23 protein-coding genes are annotated in these 20,092 nt (G+C 64.2%); 2 read left to right on the top strand and 21 right to left on the bottom strand.

Annotation, left to right across the window (positions count from 1 at the left end; translation table 11 throughout):
* Positions 1–79: 79 nt before the first annotated feature.
* A complete protein-coding gene (locus FHW92_RS15940) occupies positions 80–250 on the bottom strand; it encodes a hypothetical protein (RefSeq protein WP_168604269.1) in 171 nt (56 codons plus the stop codon).
* Between the two features lie 419 nt (positions 251–669).
* Here FHW92_RS15940 and FHW92_RS15945 point away from each other — a divergent pair, with 419 nt between their 5' ends.
* Entirely contained in the window at positions 670–1,221 is a 552-nt protein-coding gene (locus tag FHW92_RS15945) for a hypothetical protein (protein WP_168604270.1), read from the top strand.
* Between the two features lie 30 nt (positions 1,222–1,251).
* Here the strand turns inward: FHW92_RS15945 and FHW92_RS15950 are convergent, their stop codons facing one another.
* From FHW92_RS15950 to FHW92_RS26095, 10 genes are all read right to left on the bottom strand, one after another.
* On the bottom strand, positions 1,252–1,542 hold the full coding sequence (locus FHW92_RS15950) for a hypothetical protein (RefSeq protein WP_246870199.1): 291 nt from the start codon (positions 1,540–1,542) through the stop codon (positions 1,252–1,254).
* Positions 1,539–1,979 carry a chemotaxis protein CheW gene (locus tag FHW92_RS15955; RefSeq protein WP_168604271.1) on the bottom strand — a complete coding sequence of 147 codons (441 nt, stop codon included), beginning with the start codon at positions 1,977–1,979 and terminating at the stop codon, positions 1,539–1,541. The genes FHW92_RS15950 and FHW92_RS15955 overlap by 4 nt, the downstream gene beginning before the upstream one ends.
* A 20-nt stretch (positions 1,980–1,999) precedes the next feature.
* Positions 2,000–2,371 (bottom strand): response regulator, encoded by a 372-nt coding sequence (locus FHW92_RS15960; protein ID WP_168604272.1) that lies wholly within the window; start codon positions 2,369–2,371, stop codon positions 2,000–2,002.
* Positions 2,372–2,389: 18 nt separating this feature from the next.
* Complete coding sequence (locus FHW92_RS15965; RefSeq protein ID WP_168604273.1) at positions 2,390–2,941, bottom strand: chemotaxis protein CheD; 552 nt, start codon at positions 2,939–2,941, stop codon at positions 2,390–2,392.
* 17 nt (positions 2,942–2,958) lie between these two features.
* A complete protein-coding gene (locus FHW92_RS15970) occupies positions 2,959–3,984 on the bottom strand; it encodes a chemotaxis response regulator protein-glutamate methylesterase (RefSeq protein ID WP_168604274.1) in 1,026 nt (341 codons plus the stop codon).
* Positions 3,981–4,862 (bottom strand): protein-glutamate O-methyltransferase CheR, encoded by an 882-nt coding sequence (locus FHW92_RS15975; RefSeq protein ID WP_168604275.1) that lies wholly within the window; start codon positions 4,860–4,862, stop codon positions 3,981–3,983. The genes FHW92_RS15970 and FHW92_RS15975 overlap by 4 nt, the downstream gene beginning before the upstream one ends.
* The gene (locus FHW92_RS15980) at positions 4,859–7,072 is read right to left on the bottom strand and encodes a chemotaxis protein CheA (RefSeq protein WP_168604276.1); all 2,214 of its coding nucleotides are present in this window, start codon (positions 7,070–7,072) and stop codon (positions 4,859–4,861) included. The genes FHW92_RS15975 and FHW92_RS15980 overlap by 4 nt, the downstream gene beginning before the upstream one ends.
* A complete protein-coding gene (locus tag FHW92_RS15985) occupies positions 7,069–7,332 on the bottom strand; it encodes an STAS domain-containing protein (protein ID WP_246870200.1) in 264 nt (87 codons plus the stop codon). The genes FHW92_RS15980 and FHW92_RS15985 overlap by 4 nt, the downstream gene beginning before the upstream one ends.
* 39 nt (positions 7,333–7,371) lie before the next feature.
* Positions 7,372–8,865 carry a methyl-accepting chemotaxis protein gene (locus FHW92_RS15990; protein WP_168604277.1) on the bottom strand — a complete coding sequence of 498 codons (1,494 nt, stop codon included), beginning with the start codon at positions 8,863–8,865 and terminating at the stop codon, positions 7,372–7,374.
* A gap of 143 nt (positions 8,866–9,008) precedes the next feature.
* Positions 9,009–10,916: a HAMP domain-containing methyl-accepting chemotaxis protein gene (locus FHW92_RS26095; RefSeq protein WP_282599779.1), complete on the bottom strand. Its 1,908-nt coding sequence runs from the start codon at positions 10,914–10,916 to the stop codon at positions 9,009–9,011.
* Between the two features lie 236 nt (positions 10,917–11,152).
* Here FHW92_RS26095 and FHW92_RS16000 point away from each other — a divergent pair, with 236 nt between their 5' ends.
* Positions 11,153–12,184: a chemotaxis protein CheB gene (locus tag FHW92_RS16000; protein WP_168604278.1), complete on the top strand. Its 1,032-nt coding sequence runs from the start codon at positions 11,153–11,155 to the stop codon at positions 12,182–12,184.
* A gap of 416 nt (positions 12,185–12,600) precedes the next feature.
* Here FHW92_RS16000 and FHW92_RS16005 read toward each other — a convergent pair whose 3' ends face one another.
* From FHW92_RS16005 to FHW92_RS16050, 10 genes are all read right to left on the bottom strand, one after another.
* Positions 12,601–13,203 (bottom strand): LuxR C-terminal-related transcriptional regulator, encoded by a 603-nt coding sequence (locus FHW92_RS16005; RefSeq protein ID WP_168604279.1) that lies wholly within the window; start codon positions 13,201–13,203, stop codon positions 12,601–12,603.
* Between the two features lie 318 nt (positions 13,204–13,521).
* Positions 13,522–13,899 (bottom strand): flagellar protein FliS, encoded by a 378-nt coding sequence (locus tag FHW92_RS16010; protein ID WP_168604280.1) that lies wholly within the window; start codon positions 13,897–13,899, stop codon positions 13,522–13,524.
* A 15-nt stretch (positions 13,900–13,914) separates the two neighbouring features.
* Positions 13,915–15,432 (bottom strand): flagellar filament capping protein FliD, encoded by a 1,518-nt coding sequence (gene fliD, locus FHW92_RS16015; RefSeq protein ID WP_168604281.1) that lies wholly within the window; start codon positions 15,430–15,432, stop codon positions 13,915–13,917.
* A 30-nt stretch (positions 15,433–15,462) separates the two neighbouring features.
* Positions 15,463–16,626, bottom strand: coding sequence for a flagellar type III secretion system protein FlhB (locus tag FHW92_RS16020; RefSeq protein WP_168604282.1), 1,164 nt, complete (start codon positions 16,624–16,626; stop codon positions 15,463–15,465).
* A gap of 4 nt (positions 16,627–16,630) precedes the next feature.
* Positions 16,631–17,413, bottom strand: coding sequence for a flagellar biosynthetic protein FliR (gene fliR, locus FHW92_RS16025; protein WP_168604283.1), 783 nt, complete (start codon positions 17,411–17,413; stop codon positions 16,631–16,633).
* A 15-nt stretch (positions 17,414–17,428) separates the two neighbouring features.
* Entirely contained in the window at positions 17,429–17,713 is a 285-nt protein-coding gene (locus FHW92_RS16030; protein ID WP_168604284.1) for a flagellar biosynthetic protein FliQ, read from the bottom strand.
* Positions 17,713–18,447 carry a flagellar type III secretion system pore protein FliP gene (gene fliP / locus FHW92_RS16035; protein ID WP_246870221.1) on the bottom strand — a complete coding sequence of 245 codons (735 nt, stop codon included), beginning with the start codon at positions 18,445–18,447 and terminating at the stop codon, positions 17,713–17,715. The genes FHW92_RS16030 and fliP overlap by 1 nt, the downstream gene beginning before the upstream one ends.
* A 32-nt stretch (positions 18,448–18,479) precedes the next feature.
* Positions 18,480–18,806 (bottom strand): flagellar biosynthetic protein FliO, encoded by a 327-nt coding sequence (locus FHW92_RS16040; RefSeq protein WP_168604285.1) that lies wholly within the window; start codon positions 18,804–18,806, stop codon positions 18,480–18,482.
* The gene (fliN, locus tag FHW92_RS16045; protein WP_168604286.1) at positions 18,806–19,135 is read right to left on the bottom strand and encodes a flagellar motor switch protein FliN; all 330 of its coding nucleotides are present in this window, start codon (positions 19,133–19,135) and stop codon (positions 18,806–18,808) included. Before fliN ends, FHW92_RS16040 begins: the two co-directional genes overlap by 1 nt.
* On the bottom strand, positions 19,132–20,070 hold the full coding sequence (locus FHW92_RS16050) for a FliM/FliN family flagellar motor switch protein (RefSeq protein ID WP_168604287.1): 939 nt from the start codon (positions 20,068–20,070) through the stop codon (positions 19,132–19,134). The genes fliN and FHW92_RS16050 overlap by 4 nt, the downstream gene beginning before the upstream one ends.
* Between the last annotated feature and the right edge of the window lie 22 nt (positions 20,071–20,092).

Below are 20,092 nucleotides of genomic sequence, written 5' to 3' on the forward strand. Positions count from 1 at the left end.
CAGACGCAGTGGGCGTGGGCAATATGATTGTTGTTTCCGTTTTGCCGGGGCCTCCTCCCGGTCGCTCATGCACTGTTCCTTAAAGCGGGTTTCTGACCGCATCTTGACCAGGCGGACCAAAAACCACCGCAGCCGGGTTAATCCCCGCCTGCCGCCCCGCCTTCGCATTGGTGATGCGATCCGGGTATCTTGCTGTAACCGAGGCGTCGAGATCCCCGGCCGCCGACAGTGCGGCGAGCATGAAACGCATGGCATCTTCTCCTGCGAACAGTTAACTGTTCCTGACCGGCAGTGATTTTCGAAAACCCGTGCCAAAGGCGAAGGTCTGGGCAAATCCTCTGTTGGCCACCCTTTTTGGGCTTGTCTTGGCAATTAATACAAATCCCCCCCTTCATCAACAGGAATTGCATGCTGCGCCGCAAAGTTGCGGCAGAATGCATTGCTGCACTTGCGAAATAGTGATGGAATCATGATTCGCGATGGCACCGCCGCCGCACGGCCGATGGCGCAGAAAGGTGCGAAATCGAGCTAATTCCGTCCCAGTTTGTGACGCGTTGCAGGGATGATATACGGATAACTACCTGTTAAGTCTCAAAGCGGAACAGTTCGCGCTCGTTTACTACATCCGTTATCGTTGATTCCTTCCACGGTGCGGCGGAAGAGATGGACATGACCCAACGCACCCACACCTCCACCAAGGCCCTGACGATGACCATCGGCGAATGGCGCCTGCGACTGGCTGAATTGTGCCGCGACTGTGTGCTGACCGACTCGGATGACGAAGGGGATTGCCTGCGAGTGGCCCATGCGCTGATGATGCAGGCGCCCGAGACCCCCGGCGCGGCCGGCGGATTCGATCTGGCCATGGCTCTTGCGCATCTGCCGCCCATGGCGCGCATCGAATGCCTGATCGAACAGGGCGCGCTCGACAGCGTGGCGCTGGCGCTGCTGCCCGAAGAGGCCAGCTACCTGATGTCGCGCTCGATCGAAGGGGCCTGGCTCGCCTCGGTCTTTCTGCCCGGCATGGAGGAAGAGGTGACCTCCGAAGGCGGCAGTCTGGCCATGGCGCTGACCTCGGCGCTGCTGGCCGCGCTGGCCCATGTGACGCAGGGCAACGGGGCAGTTGCCGCCGCCGCGCGCGAGCGTGATGCCTGGTCGCAGGGCAGCGATGCCTATGCCGACAACCTTTGGCAGCGGCCCGCCGGGACGCTGCTCAACTGATGCTCCATGCGCGCGGGGCGCGGCGTCTCATCAATGCGCGCGGGGCGCGGCAAAGCGCGCCTTGAGCGCCTCGACCCCGATCGTATCGACCGCCGACAGCGGGCAATCGGCATGAAGCAGCGTGGCCAGCCAGCGCTGTTTCTGCGCGATCAGATCGATCGATTGCAGCGTGCCCACATGATGGGCGATGATCGCCGGATCGAGGCAGAGCGTGGTGCCCAGCTCCTCGATCTCGGCGGCCAGTTCGCCCAGCACATCGGCCACAGTGGTCAGATGGGCGGCGATGCGGGCGGGATCGGGCATGGCGTTGTCCTCGGTCATGCGGCCTCGCCAAACTCGTCGCCATCGGCCAGCGCCGCCAGATTGAGCACCATCACCATGCGATCCTCAATCGCGGCCAGCCCTTCGAGGAAGGAGATGATGCTGTCATTGGCGGTGGTGGGCGGAGGCTGCAGCGCGTCATTGTTGAGCGTCACGATGTCGCTGACCGAATCGACGATCAGCCCGCACACCTGCGCGCCCAGTTGCGTGACGATGATCGCATGGCGCGGCGTCGGCTCGGTCGGTTCCCAGCCCAGCCGCGCGGCCAGATCGATCACCGGCAGCACAGACCCGCGCAGATTGACCACGCCCGCCACATAATGCGGCACACGGGGCAGACGGGTGGCCGGGCTCCACGCGCGGATTTCGCGGATGGCCATGATGTCGATGCCGAAAACCTGCCCGCCGACTTCGAAAGTGATGAGTTCACGGTGCATGGATCGCTCCTTTGCCAATATCAGTGAGAAACGCGGCGCACGGCGGCGACCAGCTTTTCCGGGTCAAACGGCTTGACGATCCAGCCGGTGGCGCCGGCGGCGCGGGCGCGGGCCTTCTTTTCCTCGCTCGATTCGGTGGTCAGCACCAGAATCGGACGGTCGCGGTGGCGGTTGCCCTGACGCAGCTTTTCGATCAGGCCAAAGCCGTCCAGACGCGGCATGTTGATGTCGGTGATCACCACGTCAACCTCGTTGAGCGCCAGCCATTCGAGGGCGACTTCGCCGTCCTCGGCCTGCGCAACGTCAAAGCCCTGGCTGGTCAGCGCATGGTTCAGCAGGGCGCGCATGCTTGCGCTGTCGTCAACGGTCAGAATGCGGGTAGTCTTATCCATGGGGCAGGCTCGCTTTCGTTAAAACAGTTCGACATCGCCGCGCGACACGGCGGGGCGCATGATGGGTTTGGGTTCGGGGGCCAGCGTGTTTTCCACCGTCCGACAGCGCACCTGGCCGCGCGCCGGGCGGAAATCGACGCGCCTCGCGTTCATCCCGCCCAGATCTTCGCGCACCACGGTGATGCGCTCGCTGGCCAGAAAGGTACGGGCGAATTCGGCGTTCTTGGTGCCGATCCGGGCAAAGCCGCTGTTCAGATTGGCGCCGCCATAGAGATGGGCGCGCATCCGCGATTTGGCCGCGCCGTGCGCCAGCATCTCGTTGATCAGCAGTTCCATCAGATAGACGCCGTAATGCTCGTCGAAATCGCCGCTGTGGGTGTTGGGCGGCGGTTCGGCCAGCAGGAAGTGGTTCATCCCGCCCACCTCGATGTCGGGATCGAACAGGCATGTGGCCACGCAACTGCCCAGCACGGTGGAAAATTCCACGCGCGGGCCCGCCGAGACGCGGGCCTGCCCCTGAAGGATGTTGATCCGCGTGACGGGTGAGGCGGGGGAGGATTCAAAAGGCATATTCGGTTTCCCCCGATTTACGAAAAGGCATGTTGGGCAATCCGGCCCAGCGGGGCGACAACCTGTGCCGCGCCCAGAGAAATGGCGACGCGCGGCATGCCAAAGACGGTGCAACTGGCCTCGTCCTGCGCGATGGTCAGCGCGCCTGCCTGGCTCATCGCCAGCAGGCCCTTGGCTCCATCGGCCCCCATGCCGGTCAGCAGGATACCGATGGCATCGGCCCCGATCCGCTGCGCCACCGAGGCAAAAAGCGCGTCCACGCTGGGGCGATGGCCCGAAATCAGTTCGCCCGGACGCAGTTTGGCATGAAGGCTGTTGGCGCCCGCCACCATCAGATGGCGATCATCGCCCGGCGCCAGATAGATATGGCCGCGTTTGAGCGGCATGTCCGGCTCGGCCAGTTGGACCGTGGCGGGCGAGGCCTGATTGAGCGTGCGGGCAATGGCTGGGGCAAAGCGCGCATCGACATGCTGAACGATCAGCGTGGGCGGGCAATCCTCGGGGAAATTGCGCAGCAGCACCTGCAGCGCCTCGACCCCGCCGGTGGAGGAGCCGATGGCGATGACCCGCGTGTTGGTGCGGCCATGGCCGGCGCTGATCGCGCGGACCGGATCGGCCATGTGATGCACTTCGGTGGCGCGGCGGCGCACGGTCACTTGCGCGGCTTGCCGCACCATCCCGGCCAGCTTGCCGCCATCCTGCATCGCCGCGCCCGAATAGTCGGTCTTGCAATAGCAATCGACCGCCCCCAGCGCGAGCGCGCGCGCCGTGGCATCGCTGCCCGCCGCCGTCAGGCCCGAGACGATGATGACCGGCATGGGCCGCAGCGTCATGATCTTGTCAAGGAAATCGAGGCCGTTCATGCCCGGCATCTCGATGTCCAGCGTCACGACATCGGGCTCCAGTTCCTTGATAAGCTGGCGCCCCTCGGCGGCATTGTTGGCAAGGCCCACCACCTGAATATCCGGATTGCCCGACAGGCGCGCGGCCAGCACCGCGCGCATCGTGGCCGAATCATCAATGATCAAGACGCGGATCGTCACCGACCTCTCCTGTGGTAAATCGTGGGACCGACCGGTTCGAGCAGGGCCTCGGCAGGGCCCGACACGCGCTCGGAATGGCCGATATAGAGGAACCCGCCGGGGCTGAGCGCCTCGGCAAGCCGGGCGACCAGCCGGTCCTTGGTCGGCTGGTCGAAATAGATCATCACATTGCGGCAGAAGATCACCTGAAACGGACGACGCATCGGCCATTCACCCTGTAAATTCAGCCGTTTGAACTGTACCAGCGAACGCGCCTCCGGCCCGATCACCATCTCCTTGCCCAGCGTGCCGGTCCAGTTCTGGCGCAGATCGGCGGGCAGGGCGTCGCCATCGCTGACGCCATAGCGCCCTTCGCTGGCCTTTTTCAGCGCGTGGTCGGCAATGTCGCTGGCCAGAATGCGGATGTCGCGCCGAGCGATCTGCGCGCCCTCGTGGCGATCATGGCCCAGCATGGTCATGGTCAGCGAAAACACTTCCTCGCCGCTCGAGCATCCCGCCGACCACATGCGCACCGCCTCGCCATGGTTCAGATCGGCCAGCAATTGCGGGCGCGCCACGCGGGCGAAATGTTCGAAATGATGCGCCTCGCGGTAAAAGAACGTGTGGTTGGTGGTCAGCGCATTGATCGTCTTGCGCAATTCCCCGGCATCGACCTCGACATGGCGGATATAGGCGGCAAAGGTGCCAAGCCCGCTGGCGCGCACCAAGGGCGCAAGGCGCGAATAGACCAGCATCGCCTTGCCCGAGGGCAGCATGATCCCCGCCTCGCGGTACACGATCGCCGCCACGGCCCGGAAGTCCCGCTCGTCATAGACGCCGGGGCTGATGCCGGGCATGGCATCGGCAAAGGTGCTGGCAAGGTCGGGCGCGGTGCTCATGCCGCTTCAAGCCCGAAACCGGCCGAGACGGCGCCCTGAACCAGCGTGTCGACATTGAGGATCAGCGCCACGCGCCCGTCGCCCAGAATGGTCGCGCCCGCCACGCCGTCGACATTGCGGTAATGCGTGTCCAGGCTCTTGATGACGAACTGGCGCTGGTCCCAGATATTGTCGACCAGCAGGGCTGCCTGCCCTGCGCTTTCGGTGTCCACTACGATCAGCACGCCCTGCGAAGGATTGTCCACCGCATCATAGGCGCCCACCGCCTCGGCCACCGAGACGACCGGAATGAAGCGCCCGCGCACGTTGAGCATCTGGCGGCTGGCGCCAAGGCCCTGCACATCCTTGGGTTCGGGGCGCAGGCTTTCCACCACATGGGTCAGCGGCACCACCAGCGTCTGGTCGCCCACCTTGACGATCATGCCATCGGAAATGGCCAGCGTCAGCGGCAGGGTGAGGATGAAGGTCGTGCCCTTGTCCTCTTCGGATTCGATGGAAATGCGCCCGCCCAGATCCTTGACGTTCTGGCGCACCACATCCATGCCCACGCCCCGGCCCGAGACATTGGTGATGGTGGCCGCGGTCGAAAAACCGGCGGCAAAGATCAATTGCTCGATCTCTTCCTTGGACATCACCGCATCGGGGGCGACGATGCCCTTTTCCACCGCCTTGGCAAAGACGCGGGCGCGGTTGATGCCCGCGCCATCGTCGGCGATCTTGATGAGGATGCGGCCCGAGCGATGCTCGGCCGAAAGCGTGAGAGTGCCCTCGGCGCTCTTGCCCTTGGCCAGACGGTCTTCCGGGCTTTCGATGCCATGGTCCACCGCATTGCGGATCAGGTGAGTCAAAGGCTCGCCCAGCCGTTCGATGACGGTTTTGTCCAGTTCGGTGGTTTCACCAAAGACCTGCAAGTTCACATGCTTACCCGTGCTGGCCGACAATTCGCGCAGGATGCGGGGCACGCGGCTGAACACGCTGCCGATGGGCTGGGCGCGGATCGACATCGCGCTTTCCTGAATGTCGCGCGTCAGGCTTTCCAGCAGGGTCAGTTCCTCGACCGACTGGACATTTTCGTTCTGCAGACGCTGGGCCAGCATGGCCTGCGCGATCACCAGTTCGCCCACCGTGTCGATCAGCTTGTCCAGCTTGACCAGATCGATGCGGATCGACTGGCCGGGCGCGGGGGCGGCGGGCGGGGCGCTGCCTGTGGCCGCCTCGGGCGCAGGTGCGGGCGCGGCGGGGGCAGGGGCCGGGCTGGCCGCGACGGGCGGCTGGACCGGCGCTGCAACCGGAGCGGGCGCGGGGGCCACCGCCTTGGGCGCCGAAGGGGCGGGCGCGGGCAGGGTGCTGGACGGCTCGATCTGGATCGGCGGGATCGTGGCGTCCGGGCCGATGGCGATCGGGCAATCGTCGCCCACGAAATCGAAGATATCGCGCACGCTGGCCTCGGAGACATCCTGAGGGACCAGATAGGTCCAGCCCAGATAGCCCTGATGCGGATCGAAATCATCAAGAGCCGGGATCGAGGTCGTATCGCATTCGCACGCCACCGCGCCCAGTGCCGACAATTCGCGCAGCAGCAGCAGCGGTTCGCCGCCATTGCGCATCGCGCCCGCATGGGGGCGCAGGTGGACCTTCCACCCGGTTTCCGGCGCAGGGGCGTCCCCGGCCGGGCCATCTGCCGACGGATCCTCGCCTGCCGGACTGCCGCCCGCCAGATCGTTGAGCAGATCGTCAAGGTCGAGGTCGCTGGTCAGGTCGTCCTCGTCAAAGGTGACGGCATGGGTGGGGGCGGTCGGTTCGGGCTCGCCGGGCGCGTCATGTTGCCCCTGTGCGTTCGCCATCGCGCCTTCCATCTCGCGGATCAGCGAGGCGTCCTCGGGCGGGCTGCCGCCATCGCGCGCCGCCGTCACATGGTCGGAAAGCACATCGAGCGCGCGCAGCAGCAGATCGATCAGCGTGGGCGTGATCGGCACCAGATTTTCGCGCACATCCGAGAGCAGCGTCTCAAACGTATGGGTAAAGGCCTGAAGCGCCTCAAAACCGAAAGCGCCCGCGCCACCCTTGATCGAATGGACCGCACGGAAAATCGCGTTGACGGTGTCGCTGTCCTGGGTTCCCGCCTTGCATGCGGCCAGTCCCTGTTCGGCGGCAACCAGCGATTCCTCGCATTCGAGGAAGAAAATTCCCTGAATTTCTTCCGGGCTCATACCATAGTCCCTTCAAACAGCGCATTTTCCAGACCCGTCAGCCGGGCCGCATCGCGCAGGGCGGAGGAAGGATTGATCGTCGCGCCGTCGCCGGTGCGCCGCGCGCTCAGCAACAGTTGCAGCATGGCCTGACCGATCTGCCTGGTTTCGCTGGCGTCGATCGACAGCGGCCCGGCGCCCAGCGCGGCCTGAAATTCGGGCAGCAATGCCTCGGCGGCGGCCCGGTCGCATCGGGCGGGCAGGACAATCTTGCGCATCATGCAAATTCCCGTCTTGGGTGGGGGGCTGGGCCCGAAGGGTTAGAATTCCGACCAGTCATCGGTGGAGACTTCGGCCTGCGGCTTGATGGCCAGATTGCCCTGGACCATGGCGCCCTGACCGAAGCCCGCCGTGCGGGACGGAGGCGGGGCGGCGGCAAGGCGGGGCGCGCTGCGGGCGCTCTGGCGGACAAAGGGAACCGCAGCTTCATGGCCCTGTTGCCGGTTTTGCTGGCCGTATCCGTCCTCAAGCGCGTCCGACTGGAACCGGCTGACGACAGTGTTCAATTCGCGCGCTTCATCGGCAAGGCTGCGCGCGGCGGCCGTGGCCTGTTCGACCATCGCCGCATTCTGCTGGGTCACGCGGTCCATCTCGCCCACGGCGGTGTTGACCATTTCCAGACCGTCGGCCTGAATATTGGCGTTTTCGGCAATTTCGCCCACGAGGCCCGTGATCTCGCCCACGCGGTGCACGATCTTGCCCAGCAAGGTGCCGGTTTCGCGCACCAGCGTGACGCCTCCGGCCACCTGCTCGCTCGACGTGGTGATCAGCGCCTTGATTTCCTTGGCGGCATCCGCGCTGCGCTGGGCCAGCGCGCGCACTTCGTTGGCGACCACGGCAAAGCCCTTGCCCGCATCGCCTGCGCGCGCCGCCTCGACGCCCGCGTTCAGTGCAAGCAGGTTGGTCTGGAAGGCGATGCCGTCGATCACGCCGATGATCTGGTTGATCTCCTGCGCGCTGCGTTCGATGGCGGCCATGGCCTCCACCGCGCGGCTGACGACGATGCCGCCCTCGGTGGCTTCCTCATGCGCCTCGGTGATCGACTTTTGCACATCATGCGCGCTGCGGGCGCTCTCGCGCACACCCTCGGTCACCTGGTTCATCGCGGCGGCGGTTTCCTCCAGTGTGGCGGCCTGCTGCTCGTTGCGGTTCGACAGGTCGTTGGAGGCGGAGTGGATCTCGTTGGCGCCGTTCAGCACATGGCGCGCGCTGGCGGACACCGCCGCGATCGCATCGGCCAGAGCGCCCACCGCATTGTTGAAGTCCTTGCGCACCTCGTCATAGGGCGCGGGAAAGGGTTCGCGGATCTGGCAGTCGAGCTGGTTGCGCCCCATCTTTTTGAGCGCTTCGCCCAGATGGTCGAACAGAACGGCCAGTTGCTTCTGCTGCTGGTGCTGGGCTTCGCGCTCCTGCGCATGGGCGCGGAACACTTCCATCGCCCGCGCGATGCGGCCCACGCAATCGGCATTCTCCGTGTGGGGGATGGCGCTGGTCAGATCATTGGCCGCCAGACCTTCCATCCGTTCGACCGTGGCGACATAAGGCGTGGCGATCACCCGGCCGGCAAGCGCCACGGACAAGACGGCCAGCACGGCTGCGGCGGCTGATACCGCCAGAGCCGCGCCCGCTGACAGCGATCCATTGTCCTGCATCACATTGGCCGCGACACCCGCCGCGCCCATCAGCGCCACCAGCGCCGTCAAACTATGGAATTTGGTCCGGATCGGAGCCTGCTTTGCAAACCAGTCGAGCATTGTCTGTTCCCTCCGCGTCAGTTTCGGGTAATATGAGAGGCCCGAAAGACACGCTTTCCCTTGTGGTTAATCATAGGCCCTGGTTGGCAACGTCATGTTTGCGGGCTCATCTGTAGAATCGCGGGGAAATTGGGCGGCAATCTTCACGCAGCGGTAGAAAATTGGCCCTGTTCGCGCGCGAATTCGCGCCTGCGGCTGCGGGTGAAGGGGACAGGCTCGGCCCGATCCCATTCGCGGCCTCGATCATGGCCCCGATCACGACTCCAGCCGCGGTCATCCTCGCGATCCCATTCCCGGCTCCAGCCCTGTTGCCGGTTCTGATTCCAGCCGCGCATGTGCGGATCGTCCGTTTCAAACCGGCCCACCATTGCATTCATCGCCTGCGCCTGTTGGGCCAGACTGCGCGCGGCGGCATTGGCCTGCTCGGACATGGCCGCGTTCTGCTGGGTGATGCCGTCCATCTGGGCGATCGCCTTGTTGATTTCGCTCAGATACGCGGCCTGCAACTCGGTCGAACTGGTCATGTCGCTGACCTGCGCGTTGATGAGCCCGACCTGCTCGACGATATTGCCCAGCACGGCCCCTGTTTGGCGCACCAGCGCCACCCCGCCCAGCACCTGATCGGTCGAGGCGTGGATCAGCGCCTTGATATCCTTGGCCGCGCCCGCGCTGCGTTGGGCCAGAGCGCGCACTTCATTGGCCACGACCGCAAAGCCCTTGCCCGCGTCACCTGCGCGCGCCGCCTCAACGCCCGCGTTCAGCGCGAGAAGGTTGGTCTGAAAGGCGATGCCGTCGATCACATTGATGATCTGGTTGATTTCCTGGGATGAACGCTCGATTCCCGTCATCGCCTGCGTGGCGCGGGCCACCACATCGCCCCCGGCCACGGCGGCCTGATGGGTCTGGGCGATCGAGCCCTGAACATGGGTGGCATGGCTGGCCGATTCGCGGATCGTGTGGGTGACCTGATCCATGGTCGCGGCCATTTCCTCCAGCGTGCCGGCGTGGGTTTCATTGCGGCGGGCCAGATCGTCGGAGGCGCCGCGAATTTCCGAGGCGCCTTTCTCGACCCGGGCGGCCGTGGCCATCACGCCGCCGATGGCTTCGCCCAACTCCTGCATCGCGCCATTGAAGTCCTGACGCAGCGACTCGTATTCTTCGCCCAGCGGAGTGTGGATCCGGTAATGCAATTGCCCCCCGGCCAGACGCTGCAAACCCTGCGAGAGCGAATCGACCACGCGCTGTTGACGGGCGGCGGCTTCCCGCGCGGCGAGGGCCGCGGCGCGGAACACTTCGATGGCGGCGGTCATCGCCCCTATCTCATCCTCGCGGTGGCGGGTGCTGCGCCCTGCCTCCAGGTCGCCTGCGGCCATCCGGCTCATCACCTGTGCGGTTTGCGCCAGAGGTTCGAGCACATGGCGGCGCTGCCAGCGCAAAGCCCCCAGAATCAGCCCCAGCACCACCATGCCCAGCAGGCCAAGCCCCGCCATGATCGCCCACATCGTCGTCGCGCTGGAGGCGGCAATGTCCTTCTGCCGCAGCAGCGCGGCCTGCGTCAGCGCCTCGATTTGGCCCCGATGGGTGGTGTAAATGGCGCTCAATCGGTCATAGGCGGCCTGCGCGCCGGGGGCATCGCCGCGCGACAGGGCGGGCAGAAAGTCCTCATCGAGGACGGCCCAAAACTGTTCCCCGCTGCGCTGGGCCTGACCGGCCAGTTGCTGTTTCAGATCGGCATCGAGGTCCGAGGCCGCCCAATCGCTGCTCTTTTGCCGAAAGGTCCTTTCCAGATCGCCCAGACGGCTGCGCTTGTCGGCCAGAAGCGCAGGATTGTTGTGCAGCAGGCTGGCTTCGAGAAAGCCTTCGATCACATATTCGGGCGGGGGCAGGATGTCGGCGACGAAATCGCTGACCTGTTGATTGCGGTGATGCAGCGCCCCGCCCAGCCTTATATCGTTAAAGCCCCACCCGGCCAGCAACCCCGCCACCAGCAGGACAAACAGGATGGTCATGGCGCCGATGCGGGTCTTCCTGGCAATGGATCGGTGTTTCATGCGCGCTGCTGCCTTATCTTTCTTAATGCCCAAAACCGGCGCGCCGGGGCCAATTTCGCCCGGTTTGCGCGGTTCCACCATGAGTTGCTACAGGCGCAGCGCTGAATTGTGATTAGGCGGGGATTAGGCCTAACCACTTAGTCAGGGGCGGATATTTGCTTTGTGAATCACGGTTAAACATGTCCGCACAGGCCAATACGGCCGGTTTATCAACGTAAGACGGGAAAGCTGCGACAATGAACGATGCACGTGTGCTGGTTGTGGACGATTCTGCCGCCATGCGAGCGCTGTTTTCCGATGTGTTGGAGCAGCAGCGCAATGTGACCGTGATCGGCACCGCCGCCAATGCCGACGAGGCCCGCGACCAGATCGCCCAGCTCAAGCCCAATGTGGTCACGCTGGATGTGGAAATGCCGGGCATGAGCGGCATCGAATTTCTCGAAGAGATCATGGCCACCAACCCGCTGCCGGTGGTCATGCTCTCCTCGCTGACACAGAGCGGGACCGAAACCTCGCTCAAGGCCTATGCGCTGGGCGCGGTGGAATGTTTCCCCAAGCCGCTCAAGGCCACGCCCGAGCAATTTGCCAAGACCGTTGGCAAGCTGGGCAAGATCGTGCTGGCGGCGGCCAATTCCAATGTGAAGGCGCAAAAAACGGGTCATCGCGAGGCGCGCCACAGCGAAGTGCAGTTCACCTGGAACGGTCACTATTTGGCCATGGCCACATCGATGGGCGGCATTGATGCGTTAACGCAGATGCTGGTCGATTTCCCCGCCGAATGCCCGCCCACGGTGATCGTGCTGCAGAGCGAACCGGCGCTGGTCGATACGTTCATCTGCCGCATGGCGGGCGAATTGAAGTGCAAGATCGGCATGGCCAAGGATGGCGCGACGCTGACGCCCGGCATGATCCATATTGCCGCCGATCCGGAAAAGCATGTCGTGTTCGAGCCCGGTTCGCCGCCGCGCCTGCGCATGGTCCAGCGCGATCCGGTCGATGGCGCGCGCCCTTCGGCCACGCTGCTGTTCGGCACGATGGCGCGCGCAGGCGTGCCGGCGGTCGGCGCGATCCTGACCGGCATGGGCGGCGACGGGGCCAAGGGGCTGCGCCTGCTGCGCGATGCCGGTTCGCGCACCTTTGTCGAGGACCCCGCCACCGCCAAGGTTGGCGAAACTCCCGCTGCGGCCGTGGCCGCCAATGCCGCTGAAAAAGTCCTTTCTCTCGACGAGCTGGGCGTGGCCCTGATGGCGTCCTGTAATCAGGGCTGAGGCAAAAAGAGGCCGCCCCCCGCCGCATTGGAACGGCGGCAGGGCGGCGGCAGAAAAGCGGCCAGGTCGGGCATCCCGGCGGCAGGGCCGATAAACAGCATGGCCACATTTTTGGGGCGTGGCATTTGGGTGAATGGATCGGGCCAATCTGTTCCGGGCGGCTGTCCTTGGGATGCCGCCTCGGCGTGCCGATCCTGCAAGCTGTTTATCGGAAGGGACATTCGGGCTTGTTCGGAGGTATTGCTCTTGGATTGGGCAATTTATTCCCTTTCTGCCGCCTTGGTGAAAGCGCAGATCCCGCCATTCCGGACAGGTTTTGCCCCCCATTGCTCCCGAAATGAAAAACGGCGCCCGTATCGAGCGCCGTTTGTTTTTGCCAAAAGCATCAACCTGATAGGTTAGCTGATCCCCCCGAATCAGCTGACCAGAGCCGCCTCGATCGCGATGCGGATCGCCTCTGACGTGTGGTTGGCGCCCATCTTGGTCAGCATATTGGCGCGGTGAATTTCCACCGTGCGCGGCGAGATCGAGAGCTTTTCCCCGATCATCCGGTTTGACAGGCCGCCCGCCACACCTGCCAGCACTTCGCGCTCGCGCTTGGTCAGGCGATCCACCCGGCTGCGGGCCAGCGCCTCGCGCAGCTTGGCGCTGCCAAAGACTTCGGCCTTGGCTTCGGCCTGTTCGACCACGCCGATGATTTCCTCACGCGTGAAAGGCCAGGAAACATAGTCGATCGCGCCCTCGAGGACGGCCCCCACAACCTGCCTCGTGCTGGGCTCCTGGGCAAAGCCGATGACGGGCAGCCATTGGCCCAACCGGCCCATTTGGGCCAGCAGCATGCCGATGGAGCGGCCATCGTCATGCACCAGCAGCAGCCCGTTTTTGGGCCAGCGTGCGATAAGTTCGGATGGATCCTCAAAAGGTTCGACATGCACCGTGCTGCCCGCCAGACAGTGAGAAATGGCGGCACGACGGCGGACATCGCCATCGACGAGAAAAAGGCTGGTCCCGTTGTTCAATGTAACCTCACCCCCAGAAGTGATCTTGGTTAATGCCTAGCAAAACTTGCCTAGGCATTGGACGTTAACTGGCTCCGTTACGGCGTAGCGTTCGATCCGAAACCGTTTCATTCAAGGGATGATAAGTATTTGAACGTAAGAGCTAATCCGAGGTTTTCAGGACTTGCGGTTCCTGATCCCAAATTTTCTGACGAACGGCTGTATTCTAACGATTTTTCTGTTTATCCCGCGTTTCAGATTATGAAAAAATGATGCGAAATTTTTCTTCATCGGCTCGTATTTTTATACAACTCATGCCGATCCGGCCGGTCATTCCCATCAATTCGCGGCCCGACTCATGCTTTCGGAGATGTCGATAAAGTCCTGACGCACCTGCGCAATAGTATCGGCGTCGAAATCCAGCACACTGTCCAGCACCGCGCGGCGCGTGGCGGTATAGAAGTGGATCAGCGCCCCCGCGATGCCATCCTCGCCCGCCACGCCCATATGCAGCGCGTTGAGCGCGGAGATCGCGCGGGTCAGCATCTGGCTCTTCATCTGGTTGTCGCCGCGCTGCACCGCGATCAGCGCGCCGCCCAGCGAGGAGATCAGCTGTTCATAGCAAAGGCGCACCAGTTCGCCCGGCGTGGCTCCGGAAACTCGGGCGTCAAAATCCACCCGGCGATAGGCTTCGCCAGGATTGCGGCGGGCTAGCATGTCGAGCGATCCTTCTTAATTGCCGGTCTTGTTCCACGCCGCGATCTGGTTCTTCAGATAGGTCAGCGTGGAATTGGAGGCGGCCACCGCGCTGTTGGCGGCGGCATATTGCGTGATCAGCCTTGCGCGCAGGGCTGCCTGCTGATCGCCCAGCTTGCTCTTCTGCGTGGTCAGCGTGGTTTGCTGCGCGGTATAGCGCGTGATCGATCCGGCCAGCGATCCGGTGTCGGTGCTGGTCGTCAGCGCCGAGGTCACTTTATAGACCGTGCTGTAGATGCCGTTGACGCCCTTGGTGAACATCGCGGCCACCGCAGCCGGATTGTCCGACAGCGCCTTGGCCAGCTTGGTCGTGTCCAGCGCGAAAGAGCCGTCCTTCTTGGTCGAAACGCCCAGATCGGCCAGCGTCTTGGGCTCGCTGTCGGCGGCATTCTTCATGATCGTCGTGCCCGCCAGTTGCGAAAAGGCGCGCGAGACGGCCTTGGCGCCCTGATCGTTATACAGATTGCCGGTCGCGGCCGACATATCGGTGTTCAGCTCGGTCATGATCGCGTTGAGCGCGCTGACCAGATTGCTCATGGTCGAGGTGATGCCGCTGGACGGATCGGAATAGGTGATCGTGGTGGGATTGCCGCTGTTGGTGCCCGTCAGCTTCAGCGAAAGGCCGGGGGCGGCATTGTCGATCGTGTTGGTCGTGCTGGTGCGGCTGATCCCGTCCAGCTTGTAGGCGGCATCGCCCGCGGACTGCTGGCGCGTGATGGTGGCCGATGCCGCGCCCGGATCATAGGCCAGCGTGCTCAGGCTGCTGGCCCCGGTGCTGGTGCCGGTCGAGGTGTCATTGGCGGTGATGGTAAAGCCGTTGGCGGCCCCTTCCGATCCCTTGAACACCAATTGCGATCCATTGGCGTTGGTGGCCACATAGGCGGTCACGCCGATCCGCGCGCTGTTCACGGCGCTGGCCACCTGGGCCAGCGTGGCGCCATCGGCGATGGTGATGGTGGCGGGGGCATGGCTGGCGTCGGCGGTAAAGGTGCTGCCGCTGCTCGTGCCGAAATTGAAGGTCAGCGTGCCCGGCTTCATCGTCGCGGCACTCGCGGAGAAGCTGGTCGTGGCCAGCACCTGCGGCTGGGCCAGCGCGGTGACTTCGAGCGCATAGGTGCCGGTGATGCCGCTGCTGCCGCTGGGCAGCGTGGCGCTGGCCACCGAGGCGTTGGTGACGGTGGGCGCGGGCAACAGATTGCCGCTGTCGACCAGCGAGGAAAAGGACGAGGAGAGCGTGAGGAGATCGCTCTTCAACTGCGACGCCTGAGAAATTTGGAGCGCCACGTTCGACAGGCGGGTGTTCACCGCGTCGGTCTGGGTGGCATATTGCGCGGTGGCGATGTTGGTCGCCATGGCGGTCATGTCCACCCCGGTCCCCACGCCCAGCGAGGTGAGCAACTGGGAGCCGACCGAGCTGGCCGATGAGCTACTGGCCGTGGTCGTCGTGGTGGTCGACGCCGTGCTGGTGCTGGTTGTGGCGCTGGTGGTGGTCATGGTTGAAAGAACGTCCGTTGGGAGCCTGACTTAAGGGGCTGCGAAGGGATCATAATCATTGGCCGGATCGGGGCGCCCATCGCCGTCGAAACGCAGATCAACGGGCACATCGATGGTGGGCGCGGGACGGCTTTCACCGCGTTTCAGCGCATAGACGAAGGACAAAACCGCCGCGACCGCGATATAGAGTTCCTCGCGGATCATCTGCTGTTCGCGGGTGGTGTAATAGATTGCGCGGGCAAGTCCGGGAAATTCCAGACAGGGCAGCGCGCGTTCGGCCGCCAGTTCGCGGATCGCCAGCGCTTTTTCGCCCCGCCCCTTGGCCAGCACATAGGGCGCGGCGGCCACTTCGGGATCATAGGTCAGCGCGATCGCGAAATGGGTGGGGTTGGTGACGACGAATTGCGCCTTGGCCATGGCGGTGGCGATGGCGCCCATGGCGATCTGGCGCTGGCGGCGCTTTTGCGCGCCCTTGGCCTCTGGGCTGCCTTCCTGCTGCTTGTTCTCTTCCTTGATTTCCTCAAGGCTCATGCGCAAGCGCCGCATCCGGCGGATCCATTGCACCGGAAAATCGAACAGAGCGATGAGGATCAGCCCGCCCGCCAATTGAAACAACAGGCTGGTCAGCGCGCCCCACGCAAAATTCAACTGCCCCGCCAGCCCCACCGCGCCCAGTTCAAGCATCGGTTCAATCCGCGATCCGGCCCAGAACCACGCAATCGCGCCCAGCAGGCCCAGCTTGAGCAGGCCCTTGCCCACCTCGATCCAGCCATTGACGCCGAACATGCGCTTGAAACCCGACATGGGGTTCAACCGGCTGAATTTGGGCGCGACATTGCTCATCATGAAACGTCCGCCCGGCGAGGGGCCAAGCTGTGTTATCACCGCCATCACCGCCATCAACAGGCCCAGCACCAACACCGGCGGCGCGGTCAGCCACAGCGCCGTGGCGGCCATGCGCGCGGGGTTGAAATCCTCGATGATGGCGCGGTCCCAGGTAAAGCCGGTCCGCATCACCTGCGTCAGCGCATCGAGCATCCACGGCCCGGCGGTGCGCAAAAAGGCGGCGGCCAGCAGCATCGTGACCGCCACGCCCAGATCGCGCGAGCGCAGGACATCGCCGCCTTCCGCAGCCTCTTTCAGCCGCTTGGCGGTTGGGGCATGGGTCTTTTCGCCGGGGCCTTCCTCTGCCATGGCCTCAGGCCCCGATCATGCGCGCGGCCGCGCGTATCGCATCGGCGGACAATTCGATCATCCGGTCTATCAGCACCGGGCTGGTGGCCAGCATGGCGGCAAACCCGGCCGCAATCGCCGCAGGCAGGCCCAGCGAGAAAAGATTGAGCGCCGGGGCCGAGCGCGACAAGACCCCCGCCACCACCAGCACCAGCAGCAACAGCAGCGTCACCGGCAGCGCCATGGCGACGGCCGTGGCAAACAGCACCGAGCCGAAGGAGAGGATCGCCTGTATCCGGTCCGGCCCGATCCATGTGTGGCCCGGCGCAAAGACCTCATAGCTTTTGACCACCAGCGCGATCCATTGCAGATGGCACCCAAGGCCAAAGAACACCAGCGTCAGCACCACGGTGAAATATTGCCCCAGCGCGGGCGAATGCGCGCCATTCTGCGGGTCCACCGTCGAGGCCATCGACAGGCCCATGCCAGAACCGATCAGTTCGGCGGCAATCGCCGGGGCGGCAAAGGCGAATTGCAGGACAAAGCCCATCACCGTGCCCACCAGCACCTCGCCCGCCACCGCGAGCAGCCCGGAGAGCGAGAAGATATGGGCCGGCATCGCCGTATCGGTCCAGGCCGCTACCAGCACGGCAATCGCGCCCGCAGTAATCACGCGGACCTGCACCGGAATGTTCATCATGCCGAAAAAGGGCGCGGCCACCAAGGCGGCCCCGATCCGCGTCATCAGGAACATCCAGCGGAAGAATTCATCCTGAAGCGGGCCAAAGCCGAAATCGAGGCCGATCATCGCCTATTGCCCCCTCTATTGACCGGGCATCGCGCCCAGATGGGCGATGGCGGCAAAGATCTCGCGGGCAAAATCCTCGATCAGCCCCAGCATTCCCGCGCCAAACAGCACCAGCACCAGCCCGGTGGCGACCACCTTGGGGATGAAGGTCAAGGTCTGTTCGTTGACCGAGGTGGCCGCCTGAAAGATCGAGACGACAAGGCCGACGGCAAGGCTGGTGAGCAGCACCGGCGCGCCGCACAGCGCCACCACATACAGCATCCGGTCGGCCAGCGCGAGGAGGGGGGATGTCTCGTCCATCAGTTGAAGGACGCCGCAAGGCTGCCCATCAGCAGCGCCCAGCCATCGACCAGCACGAAAAGCAACAACTTGAACGGCAGGGAAATCATCGCCGGGCTGAGCATCATCATGCCAAGGCTCATCAGCACCGCCGAGACCACAAGGTCGATCACCAGAAAGGGCAGATAGAGCATGAAGCCGATCTGGAACGCGGTCTTCAGTTCAGAGGTGACATAGGCGGGCAGAAGGATTGAAAAGGGCACATCCTCGGGCCGGTTGAATTTGGGCGCCTTGGCCATATCGGCAAACATCTGAAGGTCTGCGCGGCGGGTCTGGCGGATCATGAAGGCGTGAAATTCCACCCCCGATGCCGCAATCGCCTGCTGGGCGTTGATCTGCCCCGCCGAATAGGGGGCAATCGCGTTGGCGTTCACCTTGTCGAGCGTGGGCGTCATGATGAAGAGCGAGAGGAACAGCGCCAGCCCGATCAGCACCTGATTGGGCGGCGATTGCTGCAACCCCATCGCCTGCCGGAGGATCGAAAAGACCACCAGCACGCGGGTAAAGCTGGTCATCATCAGGATCAGCGTGGGCAGGATCGAGAGCAGGCCCATGATGAGCAGCATCTGCATCGAGAGCGTCATGCCGCCCCCCGGCCCGCCGTTCATCGAGGTGAACGCCCGGTCCAGCGCGCCCGGAATGGCCGACCCCGGCGGGGCGGCCTGCGCCATGCCCGCGCCCGCGTGCAACAGCATGGGGATCGCCCAAAGGGCGCGGATCATCCGCTTCACTTGTCGATCCTCCGCAAGGTCTGGGCGAAATCGGCCCCGTCGCGGAAATTTTCCTCAAACGCCTCGCCGTCGATCACTTCGACTTCGGACAGGCGCGTCATGCCGTGGCGCGTGCTGGCCACCAGAATTTCGCGCCCGTGAAAGGCGATCACCGCCAGCTTCTGGGTCGGGCTGAGCATCACGGTTTCCACGATGCGGATGCGGCGCCCTTGCCCGGCGGCCATAAAGCGCGACTGGAATTTCTGCGAGAGTTTCAGGCTGCCCCAGATCATGCCGCCGATCAGCGGCAGAAGGATCAACAGCTTGGCGATATACCACAGCATTATTCGGGATCCGCAGCCCTGCCGCGACCGCGCGCGGTGGGGGCGGGCATTTCGGGGCTGTCCTCGGCCCCGGCCATTTCCACGATGCGCAGGCCAAAGCGGTTGCCCTGCGCCACGATCTCGCCCTTGGCGATCACCTTGCCGTTGACCATCACGTCCAGCAGTTCATCGGTCAGCCGGTCTAGCAGCACCACGCTTTCCTCGCCCAGCGCCAGCACATCTTTCAGCTTCATGTCGGTGCGGCCCAATTCGACCGAGAGGCGCACGTCGACATCCTTGAGGAAGTCAAAGCCGCGCGCGCCAAAGCCTTGCGAAGTCTCGAAATTCATGGGTTATTCCTCTCATCGGTAAAGGCTTTGTCGATTTTTACGGCTACGCGGTCGTCCATCGTGCCCACGGTGCCATGGGCGATGGTGCTCTCGCCCACGCGCAGGGGAATCTGGCGCGAGACCGAAACCGGCAGGATGACGCCGGGCGCCAGTGTGGCAATCGCGGGAAACGGCACGCGCATGTCCACCAGCACAGCGCTGAGCGTGACCGGCACATCGCCAAAGGGCGCGGCCATCGGATCGCCGCGATAATAGGGCGCGGCGCGGCGCGCGGGCTTTTCGGCATAGCCAAAGATCCGCCCCAGCGTGGCAAAGGGCATCGCCACCGTCATCAGCCAGGGCAGAACCCCGCCATCGTCCACCTCCAGCGACAGCATGGCCAGCGGCAGATTGTCGTCGAAAGGTGACAGGTCGATCAGGCTGCCGCTGCGGCGCATGGCGGCGATCTCGGGCATTTCGACATCGCCGCCGCGCCCGGCCGTGGCCGCCACAGCCGCCATCAGATGTTCGGCCAGCAGCACTTCAAGCCGGGCGATCATCAGATCGGCGGCGGGCGGAAATTGCTTGGGCAGGGGGGCCGGGGCCTCGCCCTTGCCGCCAAAGGCGCGATCAACGATGCGCAGCACAGGTTCGGCCTCGATCGACACCAGCATCGGCGTCTGCGGCCCGCCCACCGCCAGCAGGCTGTTGGCGGCCAGAGCGGCAATCGAGGAATTCAGGCTGGCCAGCTTGGTTTCGCGCGGGCTGGTGCAGCTGACAAACGGAGCCTCGCCGCCCATCAGCGGGGCAAAGGCGCCCGACAGGCGGCGGGCAAAACGCTGACCCATCTTTTCCAGCAGATGCAGCAGGTCTTCGGGCGCGGGGCCGCGCTTGAGCAGCTCGGGGCAATGCTCGGCCAGGGGACGCTCGGCGATGAACTCGCGCTGCGGTTTCATGATGCGGATCTCCGGTCGCTCA

It is taken from the genome of Novosphingobium sp. SG707 (assembly GCF_012275515.1).
GTDB lineage: Bacteria > Pseudomonadota > Alphaproteobacteria > Sphingomonadales > Sphingomonadaceae > Novosphingobium.

Bases quoted from the DNA above. Each gene is read 5' to 3' on its own strand.
- FHW92_RS15940 (WP_168604269.1), bottom strand. From the start codon at position 250: ATGCGTTTCATGCTCGCCGCACTGTCGGCGGCCGGGGATCTCGACGCC.
- FHW92_RS15945 (WP_168604270.1), top strand. From the start codon at position 670: ATGACCCAACGCACCCACACCTCCACCAAGGCCCTGACGATGACCATC.
- FHW92_RS15950 (WP_246870199.1), bottom strand. From the start codon at position 1,542: ATGACCGAGGACAACGCCATGCCCGATCCCGCCCGCATCGCCGCCCAT.
- FHW92_RS15955 (WP_168604271.1), bottom strand. From the start codon at position 1,979: ATGCACCGTGAACTCATCACTTTCGAAGTCGGCGGGCAGGTTTTCGGC.
- FHW92_RS15960 (WP_168604272.1), bottom strand. From the start codon at position 2,371: ATGGATAAGACTACCCGCATTCTGACCGTTGACGACAGCGCAAGCATG.
- FHW92_RS15965 (WP_168604273.1), bottom strand. From the start codon at position 2,941: ATGCCTTTTGAATCCTCCCCCGCCTCACCCGTCACGCGGATCAACATC.
- FHW92_RS15975 (WP_168604275.1), bottom strand. From the start codon at position 4,862: ATGAGCACCGCGCCCGACCTTGCCAGCACCTTTGCCGATGCCATGCCC.
- FHW92_RS15980 (WP_168604276.1), bottom strand. From the start codon at position 7,072: ATGAGCCCGGAAGAAATTCAGGGAATTTTCTTCCTCGAATGCGAGGAA.
- FHW92_RS15985 (WP_246870200.1), bottom strand. From the start codon at position 7,332: ATGATGCGCAAGATTGTCCTGCCCGCCCGATGCGACCGGGCCGCCGCC.
- FHW92_RS15990 (WP_168604277.1), bottom strand. From the start codon at position 8,865: ATGCTCGACTGGTTTGCAAAGCAGGCTCCGATCCGGACCAAATTCCAT.
- FHW92_RS26095 (WP_282599779.1), bottom strand. From the start codon at position 10,916: ATGAAACACCGATCCATTGCCAGGAAGACCCGCATCGGCGCCATGACC.
- FHW92_RS16000 (WP_168604278.1), top strand. From the start codon at position 11,153: ATGAACGATGCACGTGTGCTGGTTGTGGACGATTCTGCCGCCATGCGA.
- FHW92_RS16010 (WP_168604280.1), bottom strand. From the start codon at position 13,899: ATGCTAGCCCGCCGCAATCCTGGCGAAGCCTATCGCCGGGTGGATTTT.
- fliD (WP_168604281.1), bottom strand. From the start codon at position 15,432: ATGACCACCACCAGCGCCACAACCAGCACCAGCACGGCGTCGACCACC.
- FHW92_RS16020 (WP_168604282.1), bottom strand. From the start codon at position 16,626: ATGGCAGAGGAAGGCCCCGGCGAAAAGACCCATGCCCCAACCGCCAAG.
- fliR (WP_168604283.1), bottom strand. From the start codon at position 17,413: ATGATCGGCCTCGATTTCGGCTTTGGCCCGCTTCAGGATGAATTCTTC.
- FHW92_RS16030 (WP_168604284.1), bottom strand. From the start codon at position 17,713: ATGGACGAGACATCCCCCCTCCTCGCGCTGGCCGACCGGATGCTGTAT.
- fliP (WP_246870221.1), bottom strand. From the start codon at position 18,447: ATGCTGTTGCACGCGGGCGCGGGCATGGCGCAGGCCGCCCCGCCGGGG.
- FHW92_RS16040 (WP_168604285.1), bottom strand. From the start codon at position 18,806: ATGCTGTGGTATATCGCCAAGCTGTTGATCCTTCTGCCGCTGATCGGC.
- fliN (WP_168604286.1), bottom strand. From the start codon at position 19,135: ATGAATTTCGAGACTTCGCAAGGCTTTGGCGCGCGCGGCTTTGACTTC.
- FHW92_RS16050 (WP_168604287.1), bottom strand. From the start codon at position 20,070: ATGAAACCGCAGCGCGAGTTCATCGCCGAGCGTCCCCTGGCCGAGCAT.